The sequence below is a fragment of the Anaerococcus sp. AH8042_DFU013_CI05 genome, assembly GCF_047936775.1.
GTDB lineage: Bacteria > Bacillota > Clostridia > Tissierellales > Peptoniphilaceae > Anaerococcus.
In genome coordinates this window covers 935,001-959,853 of record NZ_CP175954.1, presented here as the reverse complement: position 1 = coordinate 959,853, position 24,853 = coordinate 935,001, and the positions used below count along the sequence as shown (strand labels likewise).

Annotated in this window: 20 protein-coding genes and 1 pseudogene (1 of these 21 running past the window's edge); 20 read left to right on the top strand and 1 reads right to left on the bottom strand. The window is 31.6% G+C overall.

Translation table 11 applies throughout. The features are described 5' to 3' along the window. The first annotated feature begins 23 nt into the window (after nucleotides 1–23). From def to ACKRLN_RS04950, 9 genes are all read left to right on the top strand, one after another. Nucleotides 24–500, top strand: a complete 477-nt coding sequence (gene def / locus ACKRLN_RS04990) for a peptide deformylase (protein WP_203126911.1) — start codon at nucleotides 24–26, stop codon at nucleotides 498–500. Further along, nucleotides 484–1,428: a methionyl-tRNA formyltransferase gene (gene fmt, locus ACKRLN_RS04985; protein ID WP_416335380.1), complete on the top strand. Its 945-nt coding sequence runs from the start codon at nucleotides 484–486 to the stop codon at nucleotides 1,426–1,428. Before def ends, fmt begins: the two co-directional genes overlap by 17 nt. Beyond that, nucleotides 1,394–2,701 carry a 16S rRNA (cytosine(967)-C(5))-methyltransferase RsmB gene (gene rsmB, locus ACKRLN_RS04980; RefSeq protein WP_416334458.1) on the top strand — a complete coding sequence of 436 codons (1,308 nt, stop codon included), beginning with the start codon at nucleotides 1,394–1,396 and terminating at the stop codon, nucleotides 2,699–2,701. Before fmt ends, rsmB begins: the two co-directional genes overlap by 35 nt. A 1-nt stretch (nucleotide 2,702) precedes the next feature. After that, nucleotides 2,703–3,728 carry a 23S rRNA (adenine(2503)-C(2))-methyltransferase RlmN gene (rlmN, locus tag ACKRLN_RS04975; RefSeq protein ID WP_416334457.1) on the top strand — a complete coding sequence of 342 codons (1,026 nt, stop codon included), beginning with the start codon at nucleotides 2,703–2,705 and terminating at the stop codon, nucleotides 3,726–3,728. A gap of 2 nt (nucleotides 3,729–3,730) precedes the next feature. Then, entirely contained in the window at nucleotides 3,731–4,453 is a 723-nt protein-coding gene (locus ACKRLN_RS04970; protein WP_416334456.1) for a Stp1/IreP family PP2C-type Ser/Thr phosphatase, read from the top strand. A gap of 9 nt (nucleotides 4,454–4,462) precedes the next feature. Then, nucleotides 4,463–6,469, top strand: a complete 2,007-nt coding sequence (gene pknB, locus ACKRLN_RS04965) for a Stk1 family PASTA domain-containing Ser/Thr kinase (protein WP_416334455.1) — start codon at nucleotides 4,463–4,465, stop codon at nucleotides 6,467–6,469. Next, nucleotides 6,469–7,338, top strand: a complete 870-nt coding sequence (rsgA, locus tag ACKRLN_RS04960) for a ribosome small subunit-dependent GTPase A (RefSeq protein WP_416334454.1) — start codon at nucleotides 6,469–6,471, stop codon at nucleotides 7,336–7,338. The genes pknB and rsgA overlap by 1 nt, the downstream gene beginning before the upstream one ends. Beyond that, the gene (gene rpe, locus ACKRLN_RS04955) at nucleotides 7,332–7,994 is read left to right on the top strand and encodes a ribulose-phosphate 3-epimerase (protein WP_416334453.1); all 663 of its coding nucleotides are present in this window, start codon (nucleotides 7,332–7,334) and stop codon (nucleotides 7,992–7,994) included. Before rsgA ends, rpe begins: the two co-directional genes overlap by 7 nt. 70 nt (nucleotides 7,995–8,064) lie before the next feature. Next, nucleotides 8,065–10,194 carry a catalase gene (locus ACKRLN_RS04950; RefSeq protein WP_416334452.1) on the top strand — a complete coding sequence of 710 codons (2,130 nt, stop codon included), beginning with the start codon at nucleotides 8,065–8,067 and terminating at the stop codon, nucleotides 10,192–10,194. Nucleotides 10,195–10,262: 68 nt separating this feature from the next. Here ACKRLN_RS04950 and rpmB read toward each other — a convergent pair whose 3' ends face one another. Then, nucleotides 10,263–10,451: a 50S ribosomal protein L28 gene (rpmB, locus tag ACKRLN_RS04945; protein WP_416334451.1), complete on the bottom strand. Its 189-nt coding sequence runs from the start codon at nucleotides 10,449–10,451 to the stop codon at nucleotides 10,263–10,265. A 154-nt stretch (nucleotides 10,452–10,605) separates the two neighbouring features. On the opposite strand from rpmB, the gene murB reads away from it, so the two are divergent. The 11 genes and pseudogenes from murB to ACKRLN_RS04890 form a co-directional block, all read left to right on the top strand. Beyond that, nucleotides 10,606–11,508: a UDP-N-acetylmuramate dehydrogenase gene (gene murB / locus ACKRLN_RS04940; protein WP_416334450.1), complete on the top strand. Its 903-nt coding sequence runs from the start codon at nucleotides 10,606–10,608 to the stop codon at nucleotides 11,506–11,508. Then, nucleotides 11,509–12,357 carry an RNase adapter RapZ gene (gene rapZ, locus ACKRLN_RS04935; RefSeq protein ID WP_203126921.1) on the top strand — a complete coding sequence of 283 codons (849 nt, stop codon included), beginning with the start codon at nucleotides 11,509–11,511 and terminating at the stop codon, nucleotides 12,355–12,357. 1 nt (nucleotide 12,358) lies between these two features. After that, nucleotides 12,359–13,075 carry a tyrosine-protein phosphatase gene (locus tag ACKRLN_RS04930; RefSeq protein ID WP_416334449.1) on the top strand — a complete coding sequence of 239 codons (717 nt, stop codon included), beginning with the start codon at nucleotides 12,359–12,361 and terminating at the stop codon, nucleotides 13,073–13,075. A gap of 8 nt (nucleotides 13,076–13,083) precedes the next feature. Further along, nucleotides 13,084–13,980, top strand: coding sequence for a DNA-binding protein WhiA (gene whiA / locus ACKRLN_RS04925; RefSeq protein ID WP_296141888.1), 897 nt, complete (start codon nucleotides 13,084–13,086; stop codon nucleotides 13,978–13,980). 30 nt (nucleotides 13,981–14,010) lie between these two features. Then, nucleotides 14,011–17,466 carry a DNA polymerase III subunit alpha gene (locus ACKRLN_RS04920; RefSeq protein ID WP_416334448.1) on the top strand — a complete coding sequence of 1,152 codons (3,456 nt, stop codon included), beginning with the start codon at nucleotides 14,011–14,013 and terminating at the stop codon, nucleotides 17,464–17,466. Between the two features lie 9 nt (nucleotides 17,467–17,475). Next, nucleotides 17,476–18,434, top strand: a pseudogene (pfkA, locus tag ACKRLN_RS04915) (6-phosphofructokinase). A gap of 14 nt (nucleotides 18,435–18,448) precedes the next feature. Further along, nucleotides 18,449–20,227, top strand: a complete 1,779-nt coding sequence (gene pyk, locus ACKRLN_RS04910; RefSeq protein WP_416334447.1) for a pyruvate kinase — start codon at nucleotides 18,449–18,451, stop codon at nucleotides 20,225–20,227. Further along, nucleotides 20,227–21,477 carry a 23S rRNA (uracil(1939)-C(5))-methyltransferase RlmD gene (gene rlmD / locus ACKRLN_RS04905; RefSeq protein ID WP_416334446.1) on the top strand — a complete coding sequence of 417 codons (1,251 nt, stop codon included), beginning with the start codon at nucleotides 20,227–20,229 and terminating at the stop codon, nucleotides 21,475–21,477. Before pyk ends, rlmD begins: the two co-directional genes overlap by 1 nt. Nucleotides 21,478–21,498: 21 nt before the next feature. Further along, nucleotides 21,499–21,921: a polyketide cyclase gene (locus ACKRLN_RS04900; RefSeq protein WP_416334445.1), complete on the top strand. Its 423-nt coding sequence runs from the start codon at nucleotides 21,499–21,501 to the stop codon at nucleotides 21,919–21,921. A gap of 279 nt (nucleotides 21,922–22,200) precedes the next feature. After that, nucleotides 22,201–23,472: an ATP-binding protein gene (locus tag ACKRLN_RS04895; RefSeq protein WP_416334444.1), complete on the top strand. Its 1,272-nt coding sequence runs from the start codon at nucleotides 22,201–22,203 to the stop codon at nucleotides 23,470–23,472. 985 nt (nucleotides 23,473–24,457) lie between these two features. Continuing rightward, on the top strand, nucleotides 24,458–24,853 hold the start of the coding sequence (locus ACKRLN_RS04890) for a hypothetical protein (RefSeq protein ID WP_416334443.1). The gene runs 1,077 nt beyond the window's last position; only the first 396 of its 1,473 coding nucleotides appear in the window; the start codon lies at nucleotides 24,458–24,460; the stop codon falls past the right edge of the window.

Genomic DNA, 24,853 nt, shown 5'->3' with positions numbered 1-24,853 from the left:
AATATGAGTAAATAGGAGGACTTATGGCTATTAGAAATATAAGAATTGAAGGCGATCCTATACTTAGAAAGGTATGTAGGGAAGTCCCAGAGATAACAGACAGAATTAAAATTTTATTAGAAGATATGGGCCAAACAATGTACCATGCTGATGGAGTTGGTCTTGCAGCCCCTCAAGTTGGTATTTTAAAACGTATTATAGTAGTAGATCCACGCGATGAAGAAACTGGACTTGTAAAACTAATCAATCCAGAAATTATAGAAGCTGATGGAGAACAAGTAGGTGTAGAAGGTTGTCTTTCTATACCAAATTTTAACGCAACTGTAAAAAGACCAGAGCACGTTAAAGTTAAATATTTAGATGAAAATGGTAAAGAACAAATCTGGGATGCTCATGGTTTCCCAGCAGTAATTTTATCTCACGAAATCGACCACCTAAACGGAGTACTTTTCAGAGATAAATATATAGATGAGATAAATTATGATGTCGAAAATGCTTAATATTTGTTTTATGGGCAATCCAAAGTTTGCGGTGCAGACTTTGGATGTTCTTTATAAGGAAGAAAATATTGATGTAAAACTAGTGGTTTCATCAAAAGATAAGAAAAGATCTAGAAATAAAGTAACACCAACACCTATAAAGCAATATGCTTTAGACAATGATATACCAGTAGATACTCCAGATTCTGTAAATACAGAAGAATTTGTAAATCAACTAAAAGGTCTTGAAATTGATTTCATAGTTGTTGTTGCCTTTGGTCAGCTAATCGGTGATTTACTATTAAAAGAGTTTAAAGACCGAATTATAAATCTACATCCATCCATACTTCCAAAATATAGGGGAGCAGCCCCAATGCAATTTACATTATTGAATGGGGATACAAAAACCGCACCTACTACCATGCTTATAGAAAAAGGTATGGATAGTGGTGATATTTTAATGCAAAATATTGTTGATGTTGATTTAAAAGATGATTACTACAGTCTAGAAGAAAAAATGTCTGACTTAGGTTCACAAGCTATACGTGATACACTTTTAAACTTTGATATAGTTTACCAAAATCGTACAAAGCAAGACGATGATAAAGCAACATTTACCTCTAAAATTAGCAAAGAAATGGGAAAAATAGATTGGGAGAAATCTAGTTTTGAGATTTATAATCAAATTAGGGCTCTAATTGATTTTCCAAAAGCTTATTTTGTTTATGAGGGAGAAAATGTAAAAGTACTAGAAGCTGAGATTTTAGAAAATTATGATTCTAAACCAGGATATATTTATGAGGCTGATAGCAAAAATAATATCATCATAGGTACTGGAAATGGGGCAATAAAAATAAATAAATTGCAATTTCCTGGTAAAAAAGCTATGGAAACAAAGGCTTTTCTGATGGGGAATGAATTTAAAAAAGGAATTATCCTTGATGACTGATTTAGAATTAAGCTTTGAAATTCTTGATAGGGTTATAAATAAAGAAGCAAAATCAAATGATGAAATAAATAAGATTGCAGATACTGCAAATAATTTAGGATTTGTGACCAAAAATGTCTATGGAGTCTTAGAAAATAAAATTTATCTTGACTACATGATCAGAAAACTTTCTACAATAAGACTTAAAAAAATCCACCCTTCAGTGTTAATTATTTTAGAAATTGGTATATACAATATCCATTTTTTAAATACAAAAGATTATGCAATTGTAAATCAGCTAGTAGACTTAACAAAGCAAAAAAACAAAAGATCAGCTGGTTTTGTAAATGCAATTTTAAGAAATTTTATAAGAGATGAAGAAAAAATTGCAAAGATTAAAGAAAGCGATGATATAAAATCCCTTTCCATTAGGTATTCACTACCGGAGGAATTAACCCGCTATATATTTAATAATTATGGTATGGAATATACCAAAAATTTCTTAAGGTATATTAATAGCGAGCAAACAATATCTATCAGGGTAAATAATTTAAAAACTGATAAGGATACCCTAAAAAAATCTCTAGAAGATAAAGGTTATAAGGTAGAAAATGGAAATCTATCAGTAAATGCTCTTAAAATTTTAAATCCATCTGGACTAGTAAATACTGATGAGTTTAAAAATGGATTTTTTACCATCCAACAAGAAGGATCTATGAAAACTATAGAAATCCTAGATCCTAAAGAAAATTCTAAAATCTTAGATTTGTGTGCTGCTCCAGGCACAAAAACTTCCTATATAGGAGAGTATGTTAAAAATAATGGAGAAATAATTGCAAATGATATATCAGAAGATAAATTACCTTTGATAAAAGAAAATATTGATAGATTGGGCCTAGAAAATATAAAATTAACTAGCTTTGATGCTAGTATTTTAAAAAAAGAATATGAGGATCAATTTGATTATGTCCTTATTGATGCACCTTGCTCAGGACTGGGTGTTATGGGAAGAAAGCCAGAAATACGCTATAATAGAAGCATGGATGATATAAAAATATTGGCAGAATTACAAAAAGAAATTTTAAAAAATGCTATAAAATATTTGAAAAAAGACGGAGTTCTGGTTTACTCAACTTGTACCATAGGTGATATTGAAAATAAGGAAAATTTTTTATATTTATCATCTGACGATAATTTGGAAATCATGTCAATTGATGGCAAAGATTACATAGAATATGTAAATTACATCGACAAAACTGATGGATTTTTTATAAGTAAATTTAAGAAGATTTAATATGAAACAAACTATAAATGATAAGACAATTAAAGAAATAGAAGATATTTTTACAAAACTTGGTTTTCAAAAATTTAGGGCAAAGCAAGTCTATCGTCAAATACATGTTAATAAAATTAATGATTTTGACCAAATGACAGACCTGCCTTTAGATATGAGAGAGAAACTATCTAATGATTTTGAGATTCAAAAGGTAAAATTATTAGAAACTTACGAATTAAAAATAGATTCTACAAAAAAATATCTTTTTGAACTAAATGATGGCAATATTATAGAAGCAGTTTTTATGGAATATGATGATCGCAAGACTATTTGCATATCATCTCAAGTAGGATGCAGAATGGGCTGTACTTTTTGTGCGTCAACTAAAAATGGTCTTGTAAGACATCTTAGCTCATCAGAAATAATTGATGAAGTTTATGAACTTGAAAGGCTAAATGGCGATATAAATAATATTGTAATCATGGGAATAGGTGAGCCCTTAGATAATTTTAAAAATATAACAAAATTCATAGAAATTATCACAGACGAAAAGGGTAGAAATCTTTCCCATAGATCAATCACACTTTCAACATCTGGACTAACACCTAAGATCTATGAGCTCGCTGATACAGGTCTTGATGTAAATCTTGCCGTAAGCTTACATTATGCTACAGATGAACAAAGAAAAGAATATATGCCTGTTGCAAGAAAATACAATATAAATGGACTTTTAAAGGCAACTGATTATTATCTTGATAAAACTAAAAGACGTGTGTCATTTGAATATGTTGTAATAGATGGTGTAAATAATAGGGACACTGATATTGAGAATCTAACAAAACTTATGCGTGGAAAAAACATACACATCAATTTAATACCATTAAATCCAATTGAAGAATTTAAGCATGGAAAAACTAGCAAAAAAGTTATACATGATTTTAAGGATAAACTTATAAGCAAAGGATTAAATGCTACAATCAGATATTCCATGGGTCAAGACATAGATGCTAGCTGTGGTCAGCTAAGAAATAATTATGCGAGGTAGTAATGAAATTTTCTTCTATATCTAACATTGGTAAACTTAGAGAAACCAATGAAGATTTTTATAGCAATGTTTCAATTGATAATTATGATTTTTTTATAGTAGCAGATGGCATGGGTGGCCACAGTGATGGAGAGTTGGCTAGTTCTATGGCTAGCAAAAGCTTTACAGAATTTATAGAAAGTAAAAACCTAAAGGACTTTGATTCAATCACAGATTTTCAAGAAAGTGCAATAAGATATGCAAATGAAAAAGTATTTGACATTGCATGCGAAAAACAAGAGAAAATAGGAACTACTGTAGTTTGTCTGTGCTTAGATTATAATGAAAACCTATATCACATAAGTCATATCGGGGATTCTAGATTATATTTATATCGCAAAGGTGAAATTACCCAGCTTACAAAAGATCATTCATTGGTAAATGAACTTATTGAAAGTGGAGCTTTAAAAGAAGATGAAGCTGAAAACTTTATCAATAAAAGTGCAATAACCAGAGCTGTCGGTATAGCTGCTGATGTAAATATTGATAGCAAAACTATCGATATGGAAGATAGTGATGTGATTTTAATAGTAACAGATGGCTTAACAAATGAAGTAAGCACTGATGATATAAAAAAAATTATTAGTGAAAATTCAGATGTTTACGACATTTCAAATAAGCTTGTTGAAGCTGCCAATCAATCAGGTGGTAGAGACAATATAACAGTAACAACCGTGAAGATTTAAGAGGGTATTATGGAAAAAATAATTTTGGACGATAGGTACGAGATTATCGAACAGATCGGCGTAGGAGGTATGGCAAAGGTTTATAAGGCCAAAGATAAACTCCTAGATAGATTTGTAGCTATCAAAATACTCAAAGACCAATACGCTGAAGATATCGAATTTCTTAAAAAATTTAATAATGAGGCACAATCAGCTGCCAAACTTTCTCATATAAATATTGTAAATGTATTTGATATAGGTGAAGACCTTTATAAGGGAGAGCGCATCTATTATATAGTAATGGAATATGTAAATGGGCAGACCTTAAAAGACTTGATTGTAAAAGAAGGAAGACTTTCAAATCCTGATATAATAGATTATTCAGTACAAATTGCTCAAGCTTTAAAAACAGCTCACCAGGCAGGGATTATCCATAGAGATATCAAACCACAAAATATTTTGATAGATAATTATGGATTGTTAAAAGTAACTGATTTTGGGATTGCAAGGGTTTCATCAAATGCAACTATCACATATACAAGTTCCATATTAGGAACAGTTCATTACATTTCGCCAGAACAAGCAAAGGGAAAAATTGTGGATGAAAAATCTGATTTATACTCCTTAGGTGCTGTAATGTATGAAATGGCTACAGGAAAAGTTCCTTTTGATGCTGATAATTCAGTAGGAATTGCTGTTATGCATATTCAAGATGAACCAGAACCCGCAAAAAATCTAAATCCAAATCTTTCTGATCATTTAAATTACATTATCATGAAACTTTTGGATAAAGATCCTGCTAATAGATTCTTAAATGCAAAAGAGTTAATAGATGCCTTAGAAGATCAAAATTTTATACAGGAGGAAGAGGATTTAACAGATACTGCAAGAATACCAATCGTAGTTCCTCAAGAACGTTCATATCAAAAAGTTTATAACGATCAAGCTCAGATGGAACGTAAAGAGGAAGAAGAAAAAAAAGAAGCAGTCTATGTTTCAAACTCTGATAAAAAAGTAAAAAGCAAACACAAAAAGCCTGACAAAAAAATTTGGCCATTGTTATTACTTGCTTTAGTTTTAGTGTCTGCAGTTTATTTTCTAAGTGGCAGGGCAAATAGTAAGGAAACTATTGAAGTCCCTATGCTATTAAATCTTGATCAAGAGCAAGCAGTAAATGAGCTTGAAAGAAGAGGTCTTAAAGCAAATATATCTAGAACTGAAGAAAGTGATGAGTATGAGATTGGTAAAGTCATGAGTCAAGACCCAGAGCAAAATACAAAGGTAGATCGAGGTACGACTGTAAATCTTGTTATAAGTGGTGGCCGTGAGGTAGAGGTACCAGATTTAAGAAATATGACATTATCTCAAGCAGATGAAACATTAAAAGAGGTTGGACTAAGGCTAGGTAGAACAAATCCACAATCTAGTGACAATGTAGAAAAAGACTTAATCTTAAGTCAAACACCAAGATCATATTCAAAACTACAAGCAGGTAGCGAAGTAGATGTTGTAGTAAGTACCGGTCCAGATCAGAGAGTAAGTACAGTAGAAGTACCTAATCTTATTGGTAAAAGTGAGCAAGATGCAAAAGCTGTTATAAATCAATACGGTTTAAACTTACGTGATGTAAAATATCAAAATAGCTCAAGTATAGAAAAAGGTTTTGTAATTAGTCAGTCTATTGCAAAGGGTACTCAAGTTGCAAATAATTCAAATATAGATTTAGTGGTTAGCATAGGAGCTGAAGAAGATACAGAAGAAGAAACTCCTGATCAAAATCAAGATCAAAATACTGATACAAACGGTCTTAGAAATGTTGTTCTAAGAGTAAACCTACCAGAACAAAAAGATCAATTCAGGGTAATGGTGTTTGATATAGTAGATGGACAAAGAAATCAAGCTATTATAAATCAAACTATGACAAGTGCAGATTTAAATAGTGATGGTAGATTAATATTAAATGTAAAAGCAAGGTATGGAGCAAGTCTTGAAGTAATAGTAGATGATGAAACCTTAGGAGTGTATAAAGTAGAGTAATGAATGGCAAGATAATCAAAGCTCAAAAAGAATTATATTATGTAGAAACCGGTGATAATATATACATGGCAAAGGCACGTGGCAATTTCCGCAAAAAAGGTATCAAGCCCTTAGTGGGAGATAATGTAGTTATTGATATCCAAGATGAAAATAATGCCTACATTACAGAAATTTTGGAAAGAAGAAACACCATAAAAAGACCAAATATTGCAAATGTAGATCAAATGCTGGTATTTGTTACCATTACTGACCCACCACTTAATTTATATAATCTAGATAAATACTTATCCATGTGTGAATACGAAAATATCAATGTGGTTATAGTATTATCGAAAAAAGACTTGGCAACTAGTGAAAAAATTAATAATTTAACCGATATTTATCAAAAAATTGATTATACTATCCTTACTTTGGATAATTACAATAATTTCCCAGAAGAAGAAATAAAAGAAATCTTAAAGGAAAAAACTTCTGCAGTCTCAGGAGCATCAGGAGTTGGAAAATCAACTTTCTTAAATAATCTTGTTGAAAATAATTTAGAAATTGGTGAGATTTCAGAAAAATTAAAAAGAGGAAAAAATACTACCCGCCATACAGAAATATTTACTATAGAAAATAATACTTACATTTTTGATACTCCGGGTTTTGATAGCTTTGACTTTGATTTTCTAGAAGATGAAAATAATTTAAAATATACTTTTAGAGAAATGTCTGATACGAATTGTAGATTTAAAAACTGCAACCACATAAATGAGCCAGATTGTGAAGTAAAGGAAAAACTAGCCAATGGAGAAATAGCAAAATCAAGATATGAAAATTATCTAATGATATTTAATGAATTAAAAGATAGGAGAGAAAACAAATGGTAGAACTAGCCCCATCAATTTTATCTTGTGACTTTTCAAATTTACAAAGAGATTTGGACCAAACAAAGGGTACAGATTTAAAAATGATCCACATCGACGTAATGGATGGGATTTTTGTACCAAATATATCTTTTGGTTTTAAGGTTATAAAAGATATCAGATATAAAAATGATTATTTTTTTGATACTCATGCTATGATTGTTGAACCAATAAAGTACATTGAAGAATTTAAAAACTCAGGAGTAGATAGACTTACAATTCATTACGAAGCTTGCGAAAATCTTGATCAAACAATAAAAGAAATTAAAGAAAGCGGAATGGAAGTAGGACTTACATTTAAGCCAGCAACTGACATTAATTTAATAATCCCATATCTTGATAAAATTGATTTAGTTTTAGTAATGAGTGTTGAGCCTGGTTTTGGCGGACAAAAATTTATGGAAGATTCTGTTGAAAAAATCAAAATTCTAAGAGCTTATATTGATGAAAATAATCTGGATGTTAAAATTCAAGTAGATGGTGGAATAAAAACAACAAATGTAGAAAAAGTTATTGATGCGGGTGCAGATGAAATTGTATCAGGATCTGATGTATTTGGCAAAGATATAAAAGAACAAATAAATAAATACTATGAAATATTTAAAGAAAAGTCACTTTAAAAGTGGCTTTTTTTTATTTGAGGGTATGTATATACAGACGTAATGTTAAAATAATTTAAAGGAGATAACAATGGCAAAAAAACAAGACAATAAAAACGAGCATGATTTTAAAAAAGCTCTCCTAACTCCTCCAGATATAGATAAAGTAGAGCAAGTTGCAGATAATGCTAAGCAAAAAGACTTAGAAAAAAATAAAGTTGATAATAAAAATCAAGCATTTACTACAAACAAAGGCCTTAAAATGGCTGAAGATGAATTTTCATTAAAAGCTGGCAGACGTGGCCCAACTCTTATTGAAGACTTCCATTTAAGAGAAAAGATAATGCACTTTGACCATGAAAGAATTCCTGAAAGAATCGTTCACGCTCGTGGTGTAGGTGCTCATGGTGTATTTAAATGTACAAAAGATATGAGTGAATATACAAAAGCATCTATTTTTACAGAGGAGGGAAAAGAAACTCCATTATTTACTAGAATTTCTACAGTAGCAGGTTTTAGAGGATCAACAGATACACCTCGTGATGTACGTGGATTTGCTCTAAAATTCTACACTGAAGAAGGAAACTACGATATAGTAGGTAATAATATCCCAGTATTCTTTATCCAAGATGCAATCAAATTCCCTGATTTCGTACACGCAGTAAAACCAGAACCAGATACAGAAGTACCACAAGCACAATCAGCTCACGATACTTTCTGGGATTTTGTAAGCCGCAACCAAGAATCAGCACACATGACAATGTGGGCAATGAGTGACAGAGCAATTCCTTTAAGTCTTAGAATGATGGATGGATTTGCTGTTCATACATTTAGATTTGTAAATGAAGAGGGAAAAGGAACATTTGTAAGATTCCAATGGAACCCACAACTAGGTGTACATTCAAGAGTATGGGATGAAACATTAAAAGTTTCTGGTAACGATCCAGATAGTCAAAGAAAAGACTTATACGATTCAATTGATGAAGGAAACTATCCTGTTTGGGACTTCTGCGTACAATTATTGCCAGAAGAAAAAGAATTTGACTTCTCATTTGATATTCTTGACCCAACAAAAGTTTGGCCAGAAGACCAAATCGAAAAAATTAAAATTGGTGAAATTACATTAAATAGAAATGTAGACAACTTCTTTGCAGAAACAGAACAAGTTGCCTTTAACCCAGGAAATGTAATTCCAGGTATTGATTTTACAAATGATCCACTATTACAAGGAAGACTTTTCTCATACACAGATACACAATTGCTAAGACTTGGTGGACCAAACTTTGCACAAATCCCTATCAATAGACCGATTTCTGAAGTTCACAATAACCAAAGAGATGGTTGGCACCAACATATGATTAACAAAGGACCTGTTTCTTACCACAAATCAGCTATTGATGACCAATCACCATACTACGAATCAGCAGAAAATGGCGGATATGAACACTATCAAGAAAAAATTGATGGAGTGGTTATAAAAGATCGTGATGATAGCTTTAGGGATCACTTTAGCCAAGCAACAGCATTCTATAAATCATTAAGCGAAGTAGAACAAAAACATATTAAAGATGCATTTTCATTCGAACTATCTAAAGTAAGAAGACCAGAAATAAGACAAAATGTTGTTGATATGTTTGCAAATGTAGATGAAAAATTAGCAGAAGAAATTGCAAAAAATGTTGGAGCAGATAAACCAAATGCGGAAAGAGGATTTGATCCAGCAGGAATAAAAGCAAGCAAAGAAGCCCAAGAAGTAAAAATGCCAGAATTTTCACAAGAAAATACAATCTTTAAGGCAGATACTCTAAAAGTAGGCATCTACTCTGACAACAACGATGACTTTGATTTCAAAGCTCTTGTAAATGCGATTAAAGAAAATAAAGCAAAAGCAGAAATCATACAAGGCGACCTTCAAGATACAAAAGATGGCTCTGTGGTAAAACATAGATACGAAACAATTCACCCAGTTCTAGAAGATGCGCTAATCGTAGTTGTACCAGAAAAACCAAGCCATGAATTTAGCAAAAATGTTGGTGAATTTGTTGATGAAACATTTAAACACTACAAACCAATTTGGGTAATTGGTGAAGCTAGCGATATCCTAACTAGCGAGCAAGAAAAAGCAGACGGTGTAATGGTAACAAAGGATAGTAAAGATATTGATAAATTTATTGAAAATTTAGCAAAACAAAGATTCTGGGACAGAGATGGCTCAAACTAGGCAAAAAAAGACCACTAGGAAATTTCCTAGTGGTTTTATTTTGAATTCAAAATAAAAAAAGCACTCGATTATGCTTTTTGTACTCTTCCAGATTTTAAACATTTAGTACATACGTTGATTGATTTTGGAGATCCATCTACTATAGCTCTTACTCTATGCACATTTGGTTTAAAAGTTCTGCTGTTGATTTTGTGTGAGAAAGTAACAGTTTTACCTGCTTTTGTACCTTTACCACAAATTTCGCATGTTTTTGCCATATAAACACCTCCTAGCTTTTTACAATTAATCTTTATTATTTTACCAAACCTTCGGCCAAATTACAAATTTTTTTATCATAAACAAAGAAAACAAATTAGAGTATAATAAAATAATAGAAAACTTTGATTTAATTTATTAAATCTAGGAGGATATATGGATTACAAATCTATTTATGAGGGAAAGAGATTTGGAGAAATACTTTTTGACGAACCCTTAAAAGATTACACAACTTGGGGCATAGGCGGACCGGCAGATGTGCTTATCAAACCAAGTAATGAAGAAGAATTAAAAAGCTTATTAAAATTTAACAATGAAAACAAAATCCCAACCACAGTTATAGGACTAGGCTCAAACCTGCTTATTACAGATAAGGGTATCCGAGGATGCGTTTTAGTTTTATCAGATAATTATGATGACATAACAATAGATGGAACTAGAATTACAGTTCTAGCTGGTACCTCATTAAACAAAGCTGCTACAACTTCTATTGCAAATCATCTTACAGGCATGGAAGAAATTTCTGGCATACCAGGAACAGTTGGTGGTGCAGTAGCTATGAATGCTGGTGCATATGGTAGAGAAATAAAAGATGTTTGCATAGGTGTAAAAGCTTTTGATTTTGCTGGTAATGAGTACAACTTTACAAATGAAGAAATGAATTTTTCATATAGACATTCAAAAATTTTTGAACAAGATTTAATAGTATCATCAGCAGTATTTGAACTTATGCCAGATACCTTAAATGAAGCACTTAGCAAATATGAAGATTATACAAATCGACGTGAAACCAAGCAGCCTCTTGATAAAAAATCCGCTGGATCCACATTCAAAAGACCTGAAGGCTCTTATGCATCAAAATTAATTGATGAATGTGGTCTAAGAGGATATAGAATTGGTGATTGCCAGGTAAGTGAAAAACACTGTGGATTTATAATTAATGCGGGTAATGCAACTTGTGCCGAAATGTTAGAATTTATCGATGAAGTTGCAAAAATTGTCTATAACAAAACAGGATTTACTTTAGAACGCGAGGTTAAATTAATCGGAGAATTATAAATGAAACTTAAAATAATTACTGGTTTAAGTGGTTCTGGAAAAACTACAACTTTGAGGGCGTATGAAGATATGGGTTATTATGCTATGGACAACTCACCAGCATATTTAATAGAGAAGTTTATAGAACTTAACGAAACCCAAGAAAAGCCAATTGATAAAATGGCTGTTGTAATTGATTTTAGGTCCCACAATCTTGATAGTAATATGTATGAGTCCTTTAAATCTTTAAAAGAGAAAAATGCTGACACTGAAATAATATATGTATATTGCAATGATAGCATAATTTTAAAAAGGTACAACGAACTACGTCGCCCACATCCATTGGGAGAATTTGGGAATGTTTCTGATGGAATAGAAAAAGAAAAAATATTTCTAGAAGATATAAGAAAAATATCTGATAGATTTATAGATACCAGTAATTATACAGCCAAGGAACTAAAAAAAGTTATAGAAGATTCTTTGGAAAAAAAAGATTCCATGATAGTAAATGTCCTATCATTTGGTTATAAAAATGGGATTAGCGAGGATTTTGATTATGTATTTGATATGAGATTTCTCCCAAATCCATTCTATATACAAGAATTAAAACCATTAAATGGGACAGATAAAAAGCTTAAAAAATACTTGGATGAATTTGAAATTATAGATGATTTTGCCGATGATGTTTATAAAATGATTAATTATCTAATCCCAGAATTTAAAAATCAAGGCAAAAATACAGTTACGATAGCCTTTGGTTGTACAGGTGGCAAACATCGTTCAGTTTATATGGCAGAAAGAATGTATAAAAGACTTAAAAACGAAGATTACATAGTTGTAAAAAAACATAGAGATAAGGAAAAGTGGTGAAATGCAGTATTATAAAAGATTACCTTTTGAAAATATAAAAAATGCAAGAGAAATAGGAGGGGTGCCAACCGTAGATGGTAAAGTAACTCAATGGAAAAACTTTTTAAGAACTGCAAATCTAGATGACATTAGCATTGAAGAAATAAATATATTAAAAGAATATGGGGTTGAATCAATTATTGATCTAAGGCGTGAAAGAGAAATCCCATTTGATAGCGAAAGTCACAAAAAAATTGCTAATAATTTTAATTTCTATAATATTTCCCTTGCACCAAATGATGAGTTTCGAAAAGAAGAAATAGAACAGATAATAAATAGAGAAGTGTCTATTGGATCGACTTATAGAAATTTAATAGATAATTTTACAAAAATTAAAGAAATAATGGAAGTTTTTGCAAATACTAAGGGAGCAACACTTTTTCATTGTCAAGAAGGCAAGGACCGCACAGGAATCGTATCTATGATACTGATGGGTCTTGCAAATGTAGGGCGTGCTGATATAATAGCAGATTATGAAATCTCTTCAGCATATCTTGGATATATTGAAAGATATGACGAGGAAGAACCATATTCTGTATTTAGAATTACCAACCCATATGCAATGAAAGAAGCTTATGAGTATATAGAACGCAAATATAAAAGCTTTGAAGAATATTTGCTCTATGCAAAAGTTGACCAAGATACAATTGATAAGGTGAAAAATAAATTAATTAACTAGGTGATACTATGTCTTTTTCAAAAAGATGTAAAAAAGAAGTCTTAAAAAAGGACCCAATCAATCCATTGGCAGAACTTATGTGTGTTGTAGATTTTATTGGATCGATAAGGATTTCTAATGGCGGCTACAAGATAGTTTTTAAAACTTATTCAAACACTGAAGCTAGATACATTTACAATATAATAAAGTCTGCTTATAGCTACTCCTCAACATTTGAGATAAAAGATTTGGCCAATGATGAGAGATTATTTACAGTTATTATTGAAGAAAGTGAAATATCTGAAGATATAATTGATAAAAGTAGCAAGTTTTTTATAAACAATTCGATAGATTTAGAAGATGTGTCCTTTGACGAAATAAAAGCTTTTTTAAAAACAGCTTTTGTTTTTAAAGGATCAGTAAATGACCCACAAAGGGGATATAATCTTGAAATAGGCTCAAATGAAGAATCTGGGGCTGATTTAATAAAAAAATCAATGGAAATATTTTCACTAAATCCAAAAGTAAATGTAAAAAAAGATAGTTTTGTGGTATATCTAAAAGATAGCGATAAAATTTCTGATTTTTTGGCAATTATTGAAGCCAACAAGTCATTGTTTGAACTAGAAAATGTCAGAGCCATGAGATCCATTCGAAATGATATCAATAGACAAACAAATTTTGACAAGGCAAATATTGATAGAACTGTTAATGCATCGTTAAAACAGGTTGATGCAATAAATTATTTGATAAAGCAAAATGAATTTCAAAAACTATCTAATGATATGATTGAAATTGGTAACTTAAGACTCGAAAATCCCTACGCATCCATAGAGGAACTAGGGTCTATGGTTAATCCACCTATGAGCAAATCAAAAGTAAACTATAGGTTACAAAAATTTATAAAATTGGCTGAAGATTTGTGATAAGCAAATCTTTTTATTTGGAGACATATGATGGAAAATAAATTTACTCACTTACACTTGCATACTGAATATTCTTTGCTGGATGGCTTTTCTAGAATCGATGAATTAATTGAAAAAGCCAAGTCCTTTGGCATGGATTCTCTAGCTATTACTGATCATGGACAAATGTATGGAGTAATTGAATTTTACAAAAAAGCTACAGCAGCTGGGATAAAACCAATTATAGGTTGCGAGGTCTATGTAACTGAAAAAGACCATTTAATAAAAGATCCTACAAATAAGCGCTATTACCATCTTATTTTGCTTGCAAAAAATAATAATGGCTACCAAAATCTTTTAAAAATAGTTTCTGAAGGATATGTAAATGGATATTATTACAAACCTAGAGTTGACCTAGATTTTATTGAAAAATATTCAGAAGATATCATAGCCTTAAGTGCTTGCCTAAGTGGAGAAGTAAATCAAAGAATTTTAGAAAATGATATAGATGCTGCATATGAAACAGCAAAAAAATATGCAGAAGTTTTTGGTAGGGAAAATTATTACTTAGAGTTACAAAACCATGGACTTCCTGAGCAAAGAAGAGTCAATGAAATTTTGGTAAAAATGCATAATGATTTGGATATAGAACTTATTGTCACAAATGATGTTCACTACATAAACAGGGAAGATAGTTTTTATCAAGATGTTCTTTTATGTATACAAACAGGGGCGCTATTAAAAGATGAAGACAGGATGAAGATGCCATGTGATGAGTTTTATTTAAAATCTCCTGATGAAATGTATGCTATCTTTAAAGATTATGAGCGTGCCTTAGAAAATACAAATAAAATTGCAGAAATGTGCAATGTTGAAATAGAGTTTCATCATCCACACTTGCCGTATTTTTCAAAATTACCGGATAATATGACAAACTTAGACTATCTAACTCAATTAGTTGATGAGGGACTGGACAGAAAATATGAAAATGTGGATGAGGAGATAAGAGCTCGTGCCCTTAAGGAAATAAATGTAATCAATAATATGGGCTACATTGATTATTTCCTTATTGTTTGGGATTTTGTGCGTTTTGCAAAAGAAAATGATATAGCAGTTGGCCCAGGCCGTGGTTCCGCTGCTGGATCTTTGGTTTCTTATGCCCTAGATATTACCCAAATTGATCCCTTAAAATACGATTTGATTTTCGAAAGATTTTTAAATCCTGAAAGGGTATCCATGCCTGATATCGATATTGATTTTGATTATGTAAGGCGTGATGAAGTTGTAGAATATGTAAACGAACTATATGGTCGAGATCATGTATCGCAAATTGTGACCTTTGGTAGGATGCAAGCTAGAAATGCCATACGTGATGTTGGACGTGTTTTAGATATTTCCTATGGAAAAGTTGATAAAATTGCAAAATTAGTACCTGCAGTTATAAATATGACACTGGACCGTGCCTTAGAAGAATCGGATAAATTTAAAGAGGCTTATGAAAGTGATGCGGAGAGTAAAAGATTAATAGATACAGCAAGAAAAGTAGAAGCCTTACCTAGACACACTTCAATTCATGCTGCAGGTGTGGTGATGAGTAAGGAAATTTTGACAGATATTGTTCCACTTGCCTTATCCAATGACCAAGTTGTTACTCAGTTTAATATGACAGAAATTGAAGAACTGGGCCTTTTAAAAATGGACTTTTTGGGCCTTCGAAATCTTACTGTCATAAAAGATACTATAAAAGATGTCAAAGAAAATCACGGCATAGATGTTGATATTGAAAATATCGATGAAAATGACCCCAATATTATCGACCAATTTAACAAGGCCAAAACAATAGGTCTTTTCCAATTTGAATCACCAGGGATGAGAAATTTTCTAAAAAATTTAAAGCCAACCGTATTTGATGACTTGGTTGCAGCAAACTCATTATTTAGACCAGGGCCAATGGATGAGATCCCAACCTACATCCACAACAAAAATAATCCAGAGGATGTATCATTTTTAGATGAAAAACTAAAGCCTATTTTGGGAGTTACTTATGGAATTATAGTTTACCAAGAGCAGGTAATGCAAATTGTTCAACAGCTAGGAGGTTTTTCTCTCGGGGAAGCTGACAATTTAAGGCGCGCCATGAGTAAGAAAAAAATGGATGTTATGGAGGCAAACAGGGATATTTTTGTAAATGGGAAAGTAGATGAAAATGGAGAAGTCATAATACCAGGCTGCATCCGTAATGGAGTAAGTAAAAAGGCAGCAAATAAAATCTATGATGAGATGATTTCCTTTGCAAAATATGCCTTTAATAAATCTCACTCTGCCGCTTATTCCTTGGTGGCAGTACAAACTGCATATTTAAAACACTATTTCCCTGAAGAATACATGGCCAATCTTATTTCATCAGTTATGGACAGTGCATCAAAACTTTACTTATATGTTAGTGAAGCAAAATCTATGGGAATAGATGTAATCGCCCCAAATGTTAATTTGTCATACCAGAAATTTTTTGCCAAAGATGGCAAGATTATTTTTGGTCTTTCAGGAATTAAAAATTTGGGAATTAACTTTATAAATGCCATTATAGCTGCAAGGCAAAAAGATGGTGAGTTTTTAAATTTTAAAGACTTCTTAGAAAGAGTTGAAGCTGTTGATAGTAGAGCCTTAAACAAAAAGGTATTAGAATCGCTAATAAAGGCTGGTGCTTTTGATTCTATGGGATATGCTAGGTCAAAACTTATGGCTGTTTATGAAAAAGCCATGACAAACGTCCACGAGGGTCAAAAAGTAAATGTAAAAGGTCAAATGAATTTGCTAGACATGACTGGGGAAACAAATGAAAATTCAACTGAGGATATAACATTTCCTGATGTGAGCGAATATCCCAAAAAAGTAAAATTATCCTTAGAAAAGGATGTACTAGGATTTTATATTTCTGATCACCCGCTAAGCGAAGCCACTGACAAACTTAAAAATACCATTACATTTAGGACAAACTATAAAGATCAGATGACTGATCCGGAAATAGCAAGACTTGATAATCAATTTGTAACTATGGCTGGTATAATTACTGGCAAGTCAGAAATAATGACAAAGAAAAGAAGTCTAATGGCCTTTGCAAATATTGAAGACTTGCATGGTTCGATAGAAATGGTAATATTTCCAGAAACTTACAAAAAATATAGAAATTTAATAGAAGATGATAATGTTGTGCTTGTTAAGGGTAAATTACAAGTGGATGATGAAGATATAAAACTTTTAAGTCAAGAATTTATTGACATAGAAAGTTTAGATTTAAGAACATTATACTTAAAAACAAGGTATAATAAGTATAATAATCTACGAGAAGTATTAAAGGAGCACAGTGGTAAAACACCTGTTGTGGTATATTTTGAAGATCGCAAAAAATCCTTTAAGCTTGATCAAAGGTTGTGGGTTGATGCTAACGACCACAATATTAGTAGATTAGAACAATTTTTAGGAAAAGAAAATGTTAAGTTAAATTAAGGAGTTTATATGAATACTATAGGTATTTTAACAAGCGGTGGCGATGCACCTGGTATGAACTCAACCATAAGAGCGGCAGTGAGAACAGCTTTAAATAATGGGATGAGAATAAAGGGCATCAGAAATGGATATGATGGCTTGATGAAAGGTGACATTTATGAAATGAATGTATCATCAGTTGCTGATATTATCCACAAGGGTGGTACCATCCTTGGTACTGCAAGGTCCACAGAATTTACAAACGAAGAGGCCAAAAAAGAGGAGCTCAAATTTTATCTGATTATGGTATTGAAGGGCTAATCGTTATTGGCGGAGATGGATCATTTAAGGGAGCAAAGGCTCTTTCAGATTTAGGTATTAAAACAATTGGTATACCTGGAACTATCGATAATGATATGGGTTATACTGATTTTACAATTGGATTTTTTACAGCAATGGAGACAGTAAGCGATGCTATCGGTAAACTAAGAGATACATCTAGCTCACATGGGCGAGCTGTTGTGATTGAAGTTATGGGTAGACACTGTGGAGACTTAGGTCTTTACTCAGGTCTTGCTGGTGGTGCAGAGTCAATAATTGTGCCAGAACATGAGTTTTCTATTGAAGATATAGTGGAAAAAATGGAACATGGTAGAAAAAGAGGAAAACTTCACCATCTTATTACCCTTGCAGAAGGTGTCGGCGATCCATATTCTATTGCAAAAGAGTTAGAAGAAAAAACAGGAATTGAGACAAAAGTAACAATTCTGGGCCATGTTCAAAGGGGTGGTTCACCATCAGTTGTAGATAGACTTTTAGGATCTACTATGGGAGCACACGCTGTAGAACTGCTTTCAGAAGAAAAAACTAATCTTGCGATTGGATATGTAAATGGAAAACTTATTGAAGTTAGCATTGATGAAGCTGTAAACACAAAATCTCAATTTGATGAACATTTATACGAATTAGCAAATAACTTATCAAAGTAGAAAGGAAGTTATAAATGAATCAAGTACCTGATATACTTAAAAAGACCAAAATAGTTTGTACAATTGGACCAGCATCTGAATCTCCAGAAATATTAGAAGAACTAATCAAAAATGGAATGAACGTTGCTAGATTAAACTTCTCACACGGAACTCATGAAGAACATCTTGAAAAAATAAAAACAATCAAAAAAATTAGAAGAAAATTAAATGAACCAATTGCAATTATGCTTGATACAAAGGGACCAGAAATTAGAACTGGTAACTTTACTGTAGATGAAATATTCCTAAAACCAGATGATATATTTACACTTACAACTCGTGATGTAGAGGGAACACAAGATATAGTTTCAGTATCATACGAAGGCCTTCCAAATGATGTTGAAAAGGGATCATATATTTATATCGATGATGGTTTAGTACAACTTGAAGTTATAGAAATAAAAGATGGTACAGATGTAATATGTAGGGCAATCAATAATGGTGTGCTTTCTGACCATAAGGGTGTAAACTTGCCAGGTCGTCAAACAAATCTACCGTCATTAACACCAAAAGATATTGATGATATCAAATTTGGTATTGAAAATGATATTGACTTTATAGCAGCATCATTCGTTCGTAAAAAAGAAGACGTATATGATATTAGACGTGTGCTAGAAGACCACGGTGGAGAGCATATCAAAATCTTCTCTAAGATCGAAAGCCAAGAGGGTGTAGATAACCTTGATGAAATCATAGATGCAAGTGACGGTATCATGATTGCTCGTGGTGACTTAGGTATAGAAATCAGAACAGAGCTAATCCCAATTGTTCAAAAAGAAATGATTAGAAAAACAAATCTAGCTGCAAAACCAGTTATAACAGCAACCCAAATGCTAGATTCTATGATCAGAAATCCAAGACCAACCAGAGCAGAAACTACAGACGTTGCTAATGCCATTATTGATGGAACCGACTGTGTAATGCTTTCAGGAGAAACTGCCGGTGGTAAATATCCAGTTGAAGCAGTTCGTACTATGAGAGATATTTGTATTACAACAGAATTATCTGATGACTTTAGAGAAAATATTTACGAAACAGATATTACTTCATCTAATACAACAACAAATGCTATTGCGAAAAATACTTGTCAATTAGCAAAACAACTAGATGCAAAAGCTATCATTTCTTGTACATCAAGTGGTAATACTTCAAAAATAATTTCAAAATTCAAACCACAAACAAATTCTATAGCAGCGACTACCACAGAAAGAGTAGCTCGTCAATTATCAGTAGTTTGGGGAGTATATCCAATAGTAATCCAAGAAGCAGGAGAAACAGATGAACTTATCGATCGCGCAATATTTGGAGCAATTGATAATGGATTTGTATCAGAAGGAGACCTTACAGTAGTAACAGCAGGTATACCACTAGGTATTTCTGGAAATTCAAATTTAATCAAAGTTCATATCATAGGTGATATCATTACAAGTGGTACGGGCATAGGAACAAAATCTGTTTCAGGTAAAGTATGCCTCGCTTCAACTAAAAAAGAACTCGAAGAAAAATTTGAAGAAGGCGACATTATCGTGGCTAAATTTACAGATGCTGATATTACAGAATACATTCAAAAATCAAAAGCTATTGTCACAGAAGAAGGTGGACTAACAAGTCATACAGCAATTGCGGCAGTTCACTTTGGACTTCCAGCAGTAGTTGGAGCATTTAATATTAGAAATCTAGTAAAAGATGGCGATACAATAACAGTAGACCCAATCGGTGGCGTAATTTATAAAGGGGAAGCAAAAGTTATCTAATGATTATAAAAAATATTAAGATAATTGATATCCTACAAGATGGCAGAGGTGTAGCCCGCACAGAAGGCAAAACAGTATTTGTAGAAAATGCTATTTATGGCGAAACTTTAGATGCCGAAATCCTTGCTGAAAAGAAAAATTTCTTAGAAGCTAGAAAAATAAATACAAAAATAAAAAGTGATTATCAAAGAAAACCTCCATGTCCATATTTTTATGAATGTGGAGGTTGTTCTATAATGGATATCAATTATGAAACACAAATAGACTTAAAACAGAATCTTATAAAAAATGCAATCAAAAAATCCACAGGCATTAACTTAGAAGATATTGAAATTATTGAAAGTCCAGAATTTAGCTATAGAAACAAAATTCGTTTGCATGTAGACAAAGAAGGTGGATTGAATTATCTGGAAATATATTCTAAAAAATTAGTAAAAATAAATGATTGTCTAATTGCAAATGAAAAAATATCTGAAAATCTAGTTGGAATTGAAAAAATAACCAGAGATATCAATCAAAAATTCATAGGCATTATAGAAGAAATCTCCATAAGGGCAAGCGAAAAAAATATATTATTAAATCTACAAGGAAACTTTGATAGTAAAGCTATTGCATACATAAAAGAAAGATATTCAAATAGTATTTATAATATCAACTTATTATTTGGTAGAGATTTAATAATTATCAGTGGGGAAGGGTATCTTGATTATAAAATTGGTAAAAAAAAATTTAAAATAAGTGCCAATGATTTTTACCAGGTAAATGACTATCAGATAGAAAAATTATATAGTGTGGCCAAAGAATTTTTAGGAGAAAATCAAAAACTTCTAGACCTCTACTGCGGATCTGCAACTAGCTCCATGTCAATAAATAATGATAATATAGTAGGTGTAGAAATAAATAAAAATGCTATAAAAGATGCAAAAGAAAATGCAAAAAGAAATGGACTTCGTGACTATAAACTTATAGCAAAAAACGCAAAATTTATAGATAGTAAATTTATAAAAAAAGAAAAAATAGATGCAGTAACAGTAGACCCACCAAGAGCCGGCCTAGATAAAGAAGTAGTAAAGACAATAGCAAATGCCGGCATGGAAAAAATAGTCTACATATCCTGCAACCCTCAAACCTTAGCCCGTGATATAAAAAGATTTATGGATAGGGGATATAAACTAGAAAAAATAAAAGCGGTAGATATGTTTTCTCAGACTATGCATGTGGAGAGCGTGGTATTGATGTCAAGAAAATAGAGTGAGTTAGGAGGAAATATTATGGCGATTGCAAATATTAAAGTCACGTTATTGTGTCCCATTGAAGAAGTATGGAACAAGATAACCAATCTTCATGATTTTTCATGGAGAAGTGATTTGCAGAATGTAAAGATTATAGACGAAAATAATTTTGTAGAGATTAGTAAAAATGGAATTGAAACACATTTTGAAGTTACAGATTTTTTGAAATACAAGTGCTGGGCTTTCAAAATAGAAAATGAAAATATTGTTGGAACCTGGGTTGGAAAATTTTATTACCTTGGAAATAAAATAACTTTGGATTTTACTGAAGATATAGTTTCTAAAAACTTCATTTTTAAACCATTTATAGGCTCTTATATTCGTAAGCAGCAGAGACGTTACTTTAAAGATTTAAAGAAAGAACTTAATTGCGAGGAAGCTAGTTTTATTCAAAAATTATAAATATATATTAGTAAAAAATAGTACCCGACACGCCTCTTATTATAATGCGGACCAAGTCGGGTCTTTTGATTGCATAAAATTAGCCCCATCACTATGGTAAGGTCTTGTGCATTAAGTATTATATCGTAAAGATAAAAATATAGAACAATAAACGACAAAACACTTGAATAGAAGCTAGATATGTACTTGAATGAATTACGGATAAATACACGAACAAAAAATGGACAAATGCTTGAATAACTGATAAAATTTACTTAAGTAATGAGTATGGAGGCAATCATGAAAGAATATTTACCCAGAATTGCAGATAAATTGTTAAAGGAACGATTAGACGCAAAGGGAGCGGTTTTAATTGAAGGTCCTAAATGGTGTGGAAAGACAACAACAGCGAAACAAAAGGCTAAAAGTTTAATATCTATGGACCAACCTGATATGACTAGACAGTATCAGCAAATGGCAGAGATTTCTCCTAATACTTTGCTAGAAGGAGAAACGCCAAGACTAATTGATGAGTGGCAAATTGCACCTAATTTATGGAATGCTGTGCGCTATGAGGTTGATAATAGGGATGAATTTGGTCAATTTATTTTGACAGGTTCAGCAGTACCCAATGAATTTGATGATTCTATGCATACAGGTACAGGAAGAATTTCTAGGCTTTTAATGAGACCTATGAGTTTATATGAATCAAAAGATTCCAGCGGTGAAATATCTCTAAAAGATTTATTTGAAGGTAAAAATATCTCAGCCATTGATGAAACGGGTCTTGAAGAAGTTGCTTTTCTAATTTGTAGAGGTGGATGGCCAAAAGCAATTGGATTAGATGAGAAACCAGCATTATTCCAAGCTATAGATTATTTTGATGCAGTTGTGTCTACTGATATTAGTAGAGTGGATTCGGTAAAGAGAGACAAAGAAAAAGCTAAAAGATTACTTAAATCCTATGCAAGACATGTAGGTACGCAAAGTTCGTTAGAAACGATTAGGCAAGATATGTTAGTAAATCAGTCAGATACATTTGATCAGGTAACACTTTATTCTTACCTGGATGCTTTAAGAAAAATATTTGTTATAGAGGATTCTCCAGCATGGAATCCAAACTTAAGGTCAAAAACATCAATACGAACAACGGATACCAGATACTTTTCAGATCCATCTATTGCAACGGCATCATTGGGTGTAGGCCCTAAGGATTTACTAGATGATTTAAATACAATGGGGTTTTTATTTGAAAACTTGTGCGTTCGTGACTTAAGAATTTATACAGATTACTTAAATGGAACGGTTTATCATTATAGAGATAGGAACGGTTTAGAATGTGATGCAGTGATTCATCTAAGAAATGGAGATTATGGTCTAGTTGAAATTAAACTTGGTGGAGATAAGTTAATTGAGGAAGGTGCTGAAACTTTAAAAGATTTAGCATCTAAAGTTGACACAAAAAACATGTCCAAACCCTCATTTATGGTGGTATTATGTGCCAAAGCCCCTTTTGCTTATAAAAGAGATGATGATGTTTACGTATTACCTATTACGGCTTTAAGACCTTAATAGTATTAGCATTTATTAACATATTTACCCATACGAGGCTTTTGAAAAACTTGGAAATTTATCCATACTGATCCCTCAAGCCATGTGGAGACTGTGGTATTTATGTCACTAGAAATTTAGATTTAAATAATGGGAAAATAACTTTAGATTTAAATGGAAGATTAACTGGAGATTTACTGAGCTATGGTGATGAAATTGAAAAAATATATGGATACTTAAGTGATAATCTGTACGTGGCCTTGAAAAATTCTATCTTACTAACACTAGTATTATTTCTGATGGATATAATGTAGAGAAGTATGTTTCAAATTACGCATCTTTAATTTCATTAAGTAGTAATGATGTCTCAGTATTTAAAAATCAAGAAGTTTATGCAACTAGAATTAAATTTATATTTTCTTATATTGAGGATTGGTCTAATATTAATCTGCTTATATTATTTAGTGCTCAAGATAGTGAAGAATATTTTTTAAAAAAGTATATTTATAAATTTTCTGATAAAATAGCTTTATATTTTAGATGATGAATTTACCATAAAAATAAAGATAGATATTAGAACTATTTGCATATTTAATGAAGGCCCTATCTTAAAAATATATTATTACATAGAGGTTATATCTGATAATTAAGAAAGAAGTGTTAGGGATGTCTATGAAATCTCACAAGGGTTTATGAAACAGATTGAATATTTAACTTAATCTACAAAGAAGGTTTTTATACATTGAATTCTATCTATAATATTAAGACCAATAATAGATTTGTATCTAGAATGTTTCTCTATGATAAGTTAGATGAGAGAGATTATATTAACATTGTGTACCAAATGAGTGTCAAAAAAACGGAAAGCAAGAACAATTGATTTATAATCAATTTTAGAAAATATTTCCAAACAACAAGATAATAGGATGACAGACTAGTTTTTAATATAACAGTCTTATTAAATATAAAAAAAGTAAATTAGTAATAATTTTAACAGGTAATAAAAATGTTTAACAACTATATATGGCAACTTTATTTGAATGGACCAGGCAAGGAAGCTATAAAAATTTTCAAGGAAAATCTACAGAATACCTATACAGATAATTACAAAGATTTTATATATAAACTTCATAAAGAATACTGTCCAAGTGAAGTAATTAGCAAAGATATACAATTTCAGCTAGATGAACTTTTGATAGATTTAAATGAATATATAAGATTTTTTATGTCAGAAAGCTATAATTTTAAAGAGGCATCAAAATATATTCAGCAAACTTTTCTGAGAGATTTTAATAATAATGGAAAAAAAGCCTTTGAGCATTTTTCATATTGGATGGAATACTACACTACATATTTTTCAATAGAACTACCTGAGTTATTTATCCCTTATTATTTTAAATGT

Coding starts and splice junctions, on each gene's coding strand:
- murB (WP_416334450.1), top strand. CDS start 10,606: ATGGATTACAAATCTATTTATGAGGGAAAGAGATTTGGAGAAATACTT.
- pknB (WP_416334455.1), top strand. CDS start 4,463: ATGGAAAAAATAATTTTGGACGATAGGTACGAGATTATCGAACAGATC.
- rlmN (WP_416334457.1), top strand. CDS start 2,703: ATGAAACAAACTATAAATGATAAGACAATTAAAGAAATAGAAGATATT.
- whiA (WP_296141888.1), top strand. CDS start 13,084: ATGTCTTTTTCAAAAAGATGTAAAAAAGAAGTCTTAAAAAAGGACCCA.
- ACKRLN_RS04950 (WP_416334452.1), top strand. CDS start 8,065: ATGGCAAAAAAACAAGACAATAAAAACGAGCATGATTTTAAAAAAGCT.
- ACKRLN_RS04895 (WP_416334444.1), top strand. CDS start 22,201: ATGAAAGAATATTTACCCAGAATTGCAGATAAATTGTTAAAGGAACGA.
- rlmD (WP_416334446.1), top strand. CDS start 20,227: ATGATTATAAAAAATATTAAGATAATTGATATCCTACAAGATGGCAGA.
- ACKRLN_RS04900 (WP_416334445.1), top strand. CDS start 21,499: ATGGCGATTGCAAATATTAAAGTCACGTTATTGTGTCCCATTGAAGAA.
- ACKRLN_RS04920 (WP_416334448.1), top strand. CDS start 14,011: ATGGAAAATAAATTTACTCACTTACACTTGCATACTGAATATTCTTTG.
- rpmB (WP_416334451.1), bottom strand. CDS start 10,451: ATGGCAAAAACATGCGAAATTTGTGGTAAAGGTACAAAAGCAGGTAAA.
- pyk (WP_416334447.1), top strand. CDS start 18,449: ATGAATCAAGTACCTGATATACTTAAAAAGACCAAAATAGTTTGTACA.
- rsmB (WP_416334458.1), top strand. CDS start 1,394: ATGAATTTAAAAAAGGAATTATCCTTGATGACTGATTTAGAATTAAGC.
- fmt (WP_416335380.1), top strand. CDS start 484: ATGTCGAAAATGCTTAATATTTGTTTTATGGGCAATCCAAAGTTTGCG.
- rapZ (WP_203126921.1), top strand. CDS start 11,509: ATGAAACTTAAAATAATTACTGGTTTAAGTGGTTCTGGAAAAACTACA.
- ACKRLN_RS04970 (WP_416334456.1), top strand. CDS start 3,731: ATGAAATTTTCTTCTATATCTAACATTGGTAAACTTAGAGAAACCAAT.
- ACKRLN_RS04930 (WP_416334449.1), top strand. CDS start 12,359: ATGCAGTATTATAAAAGATTACCTTTTGAAAATATAAAAAATGCAAGA.
- def (WP_203126911.1), top strand. CDS start 24: ATGGCTATTAGAAATATAAGAATTGAAGGCGATCCTATACTTAGAAAG.
- rpe (WP_416334453.1), top strand. CDS start 7,332: ATGGTAGAACTAGCCCCATCAATTTTATCTTGTGACTTTTCAAATTTA.
- rsgA (WP_416334454.1), top strand. CDS start 6,469: ATGAATGGCAAGATAATCAAAGCTCAAAAAGAATTATATTATGTAGAA.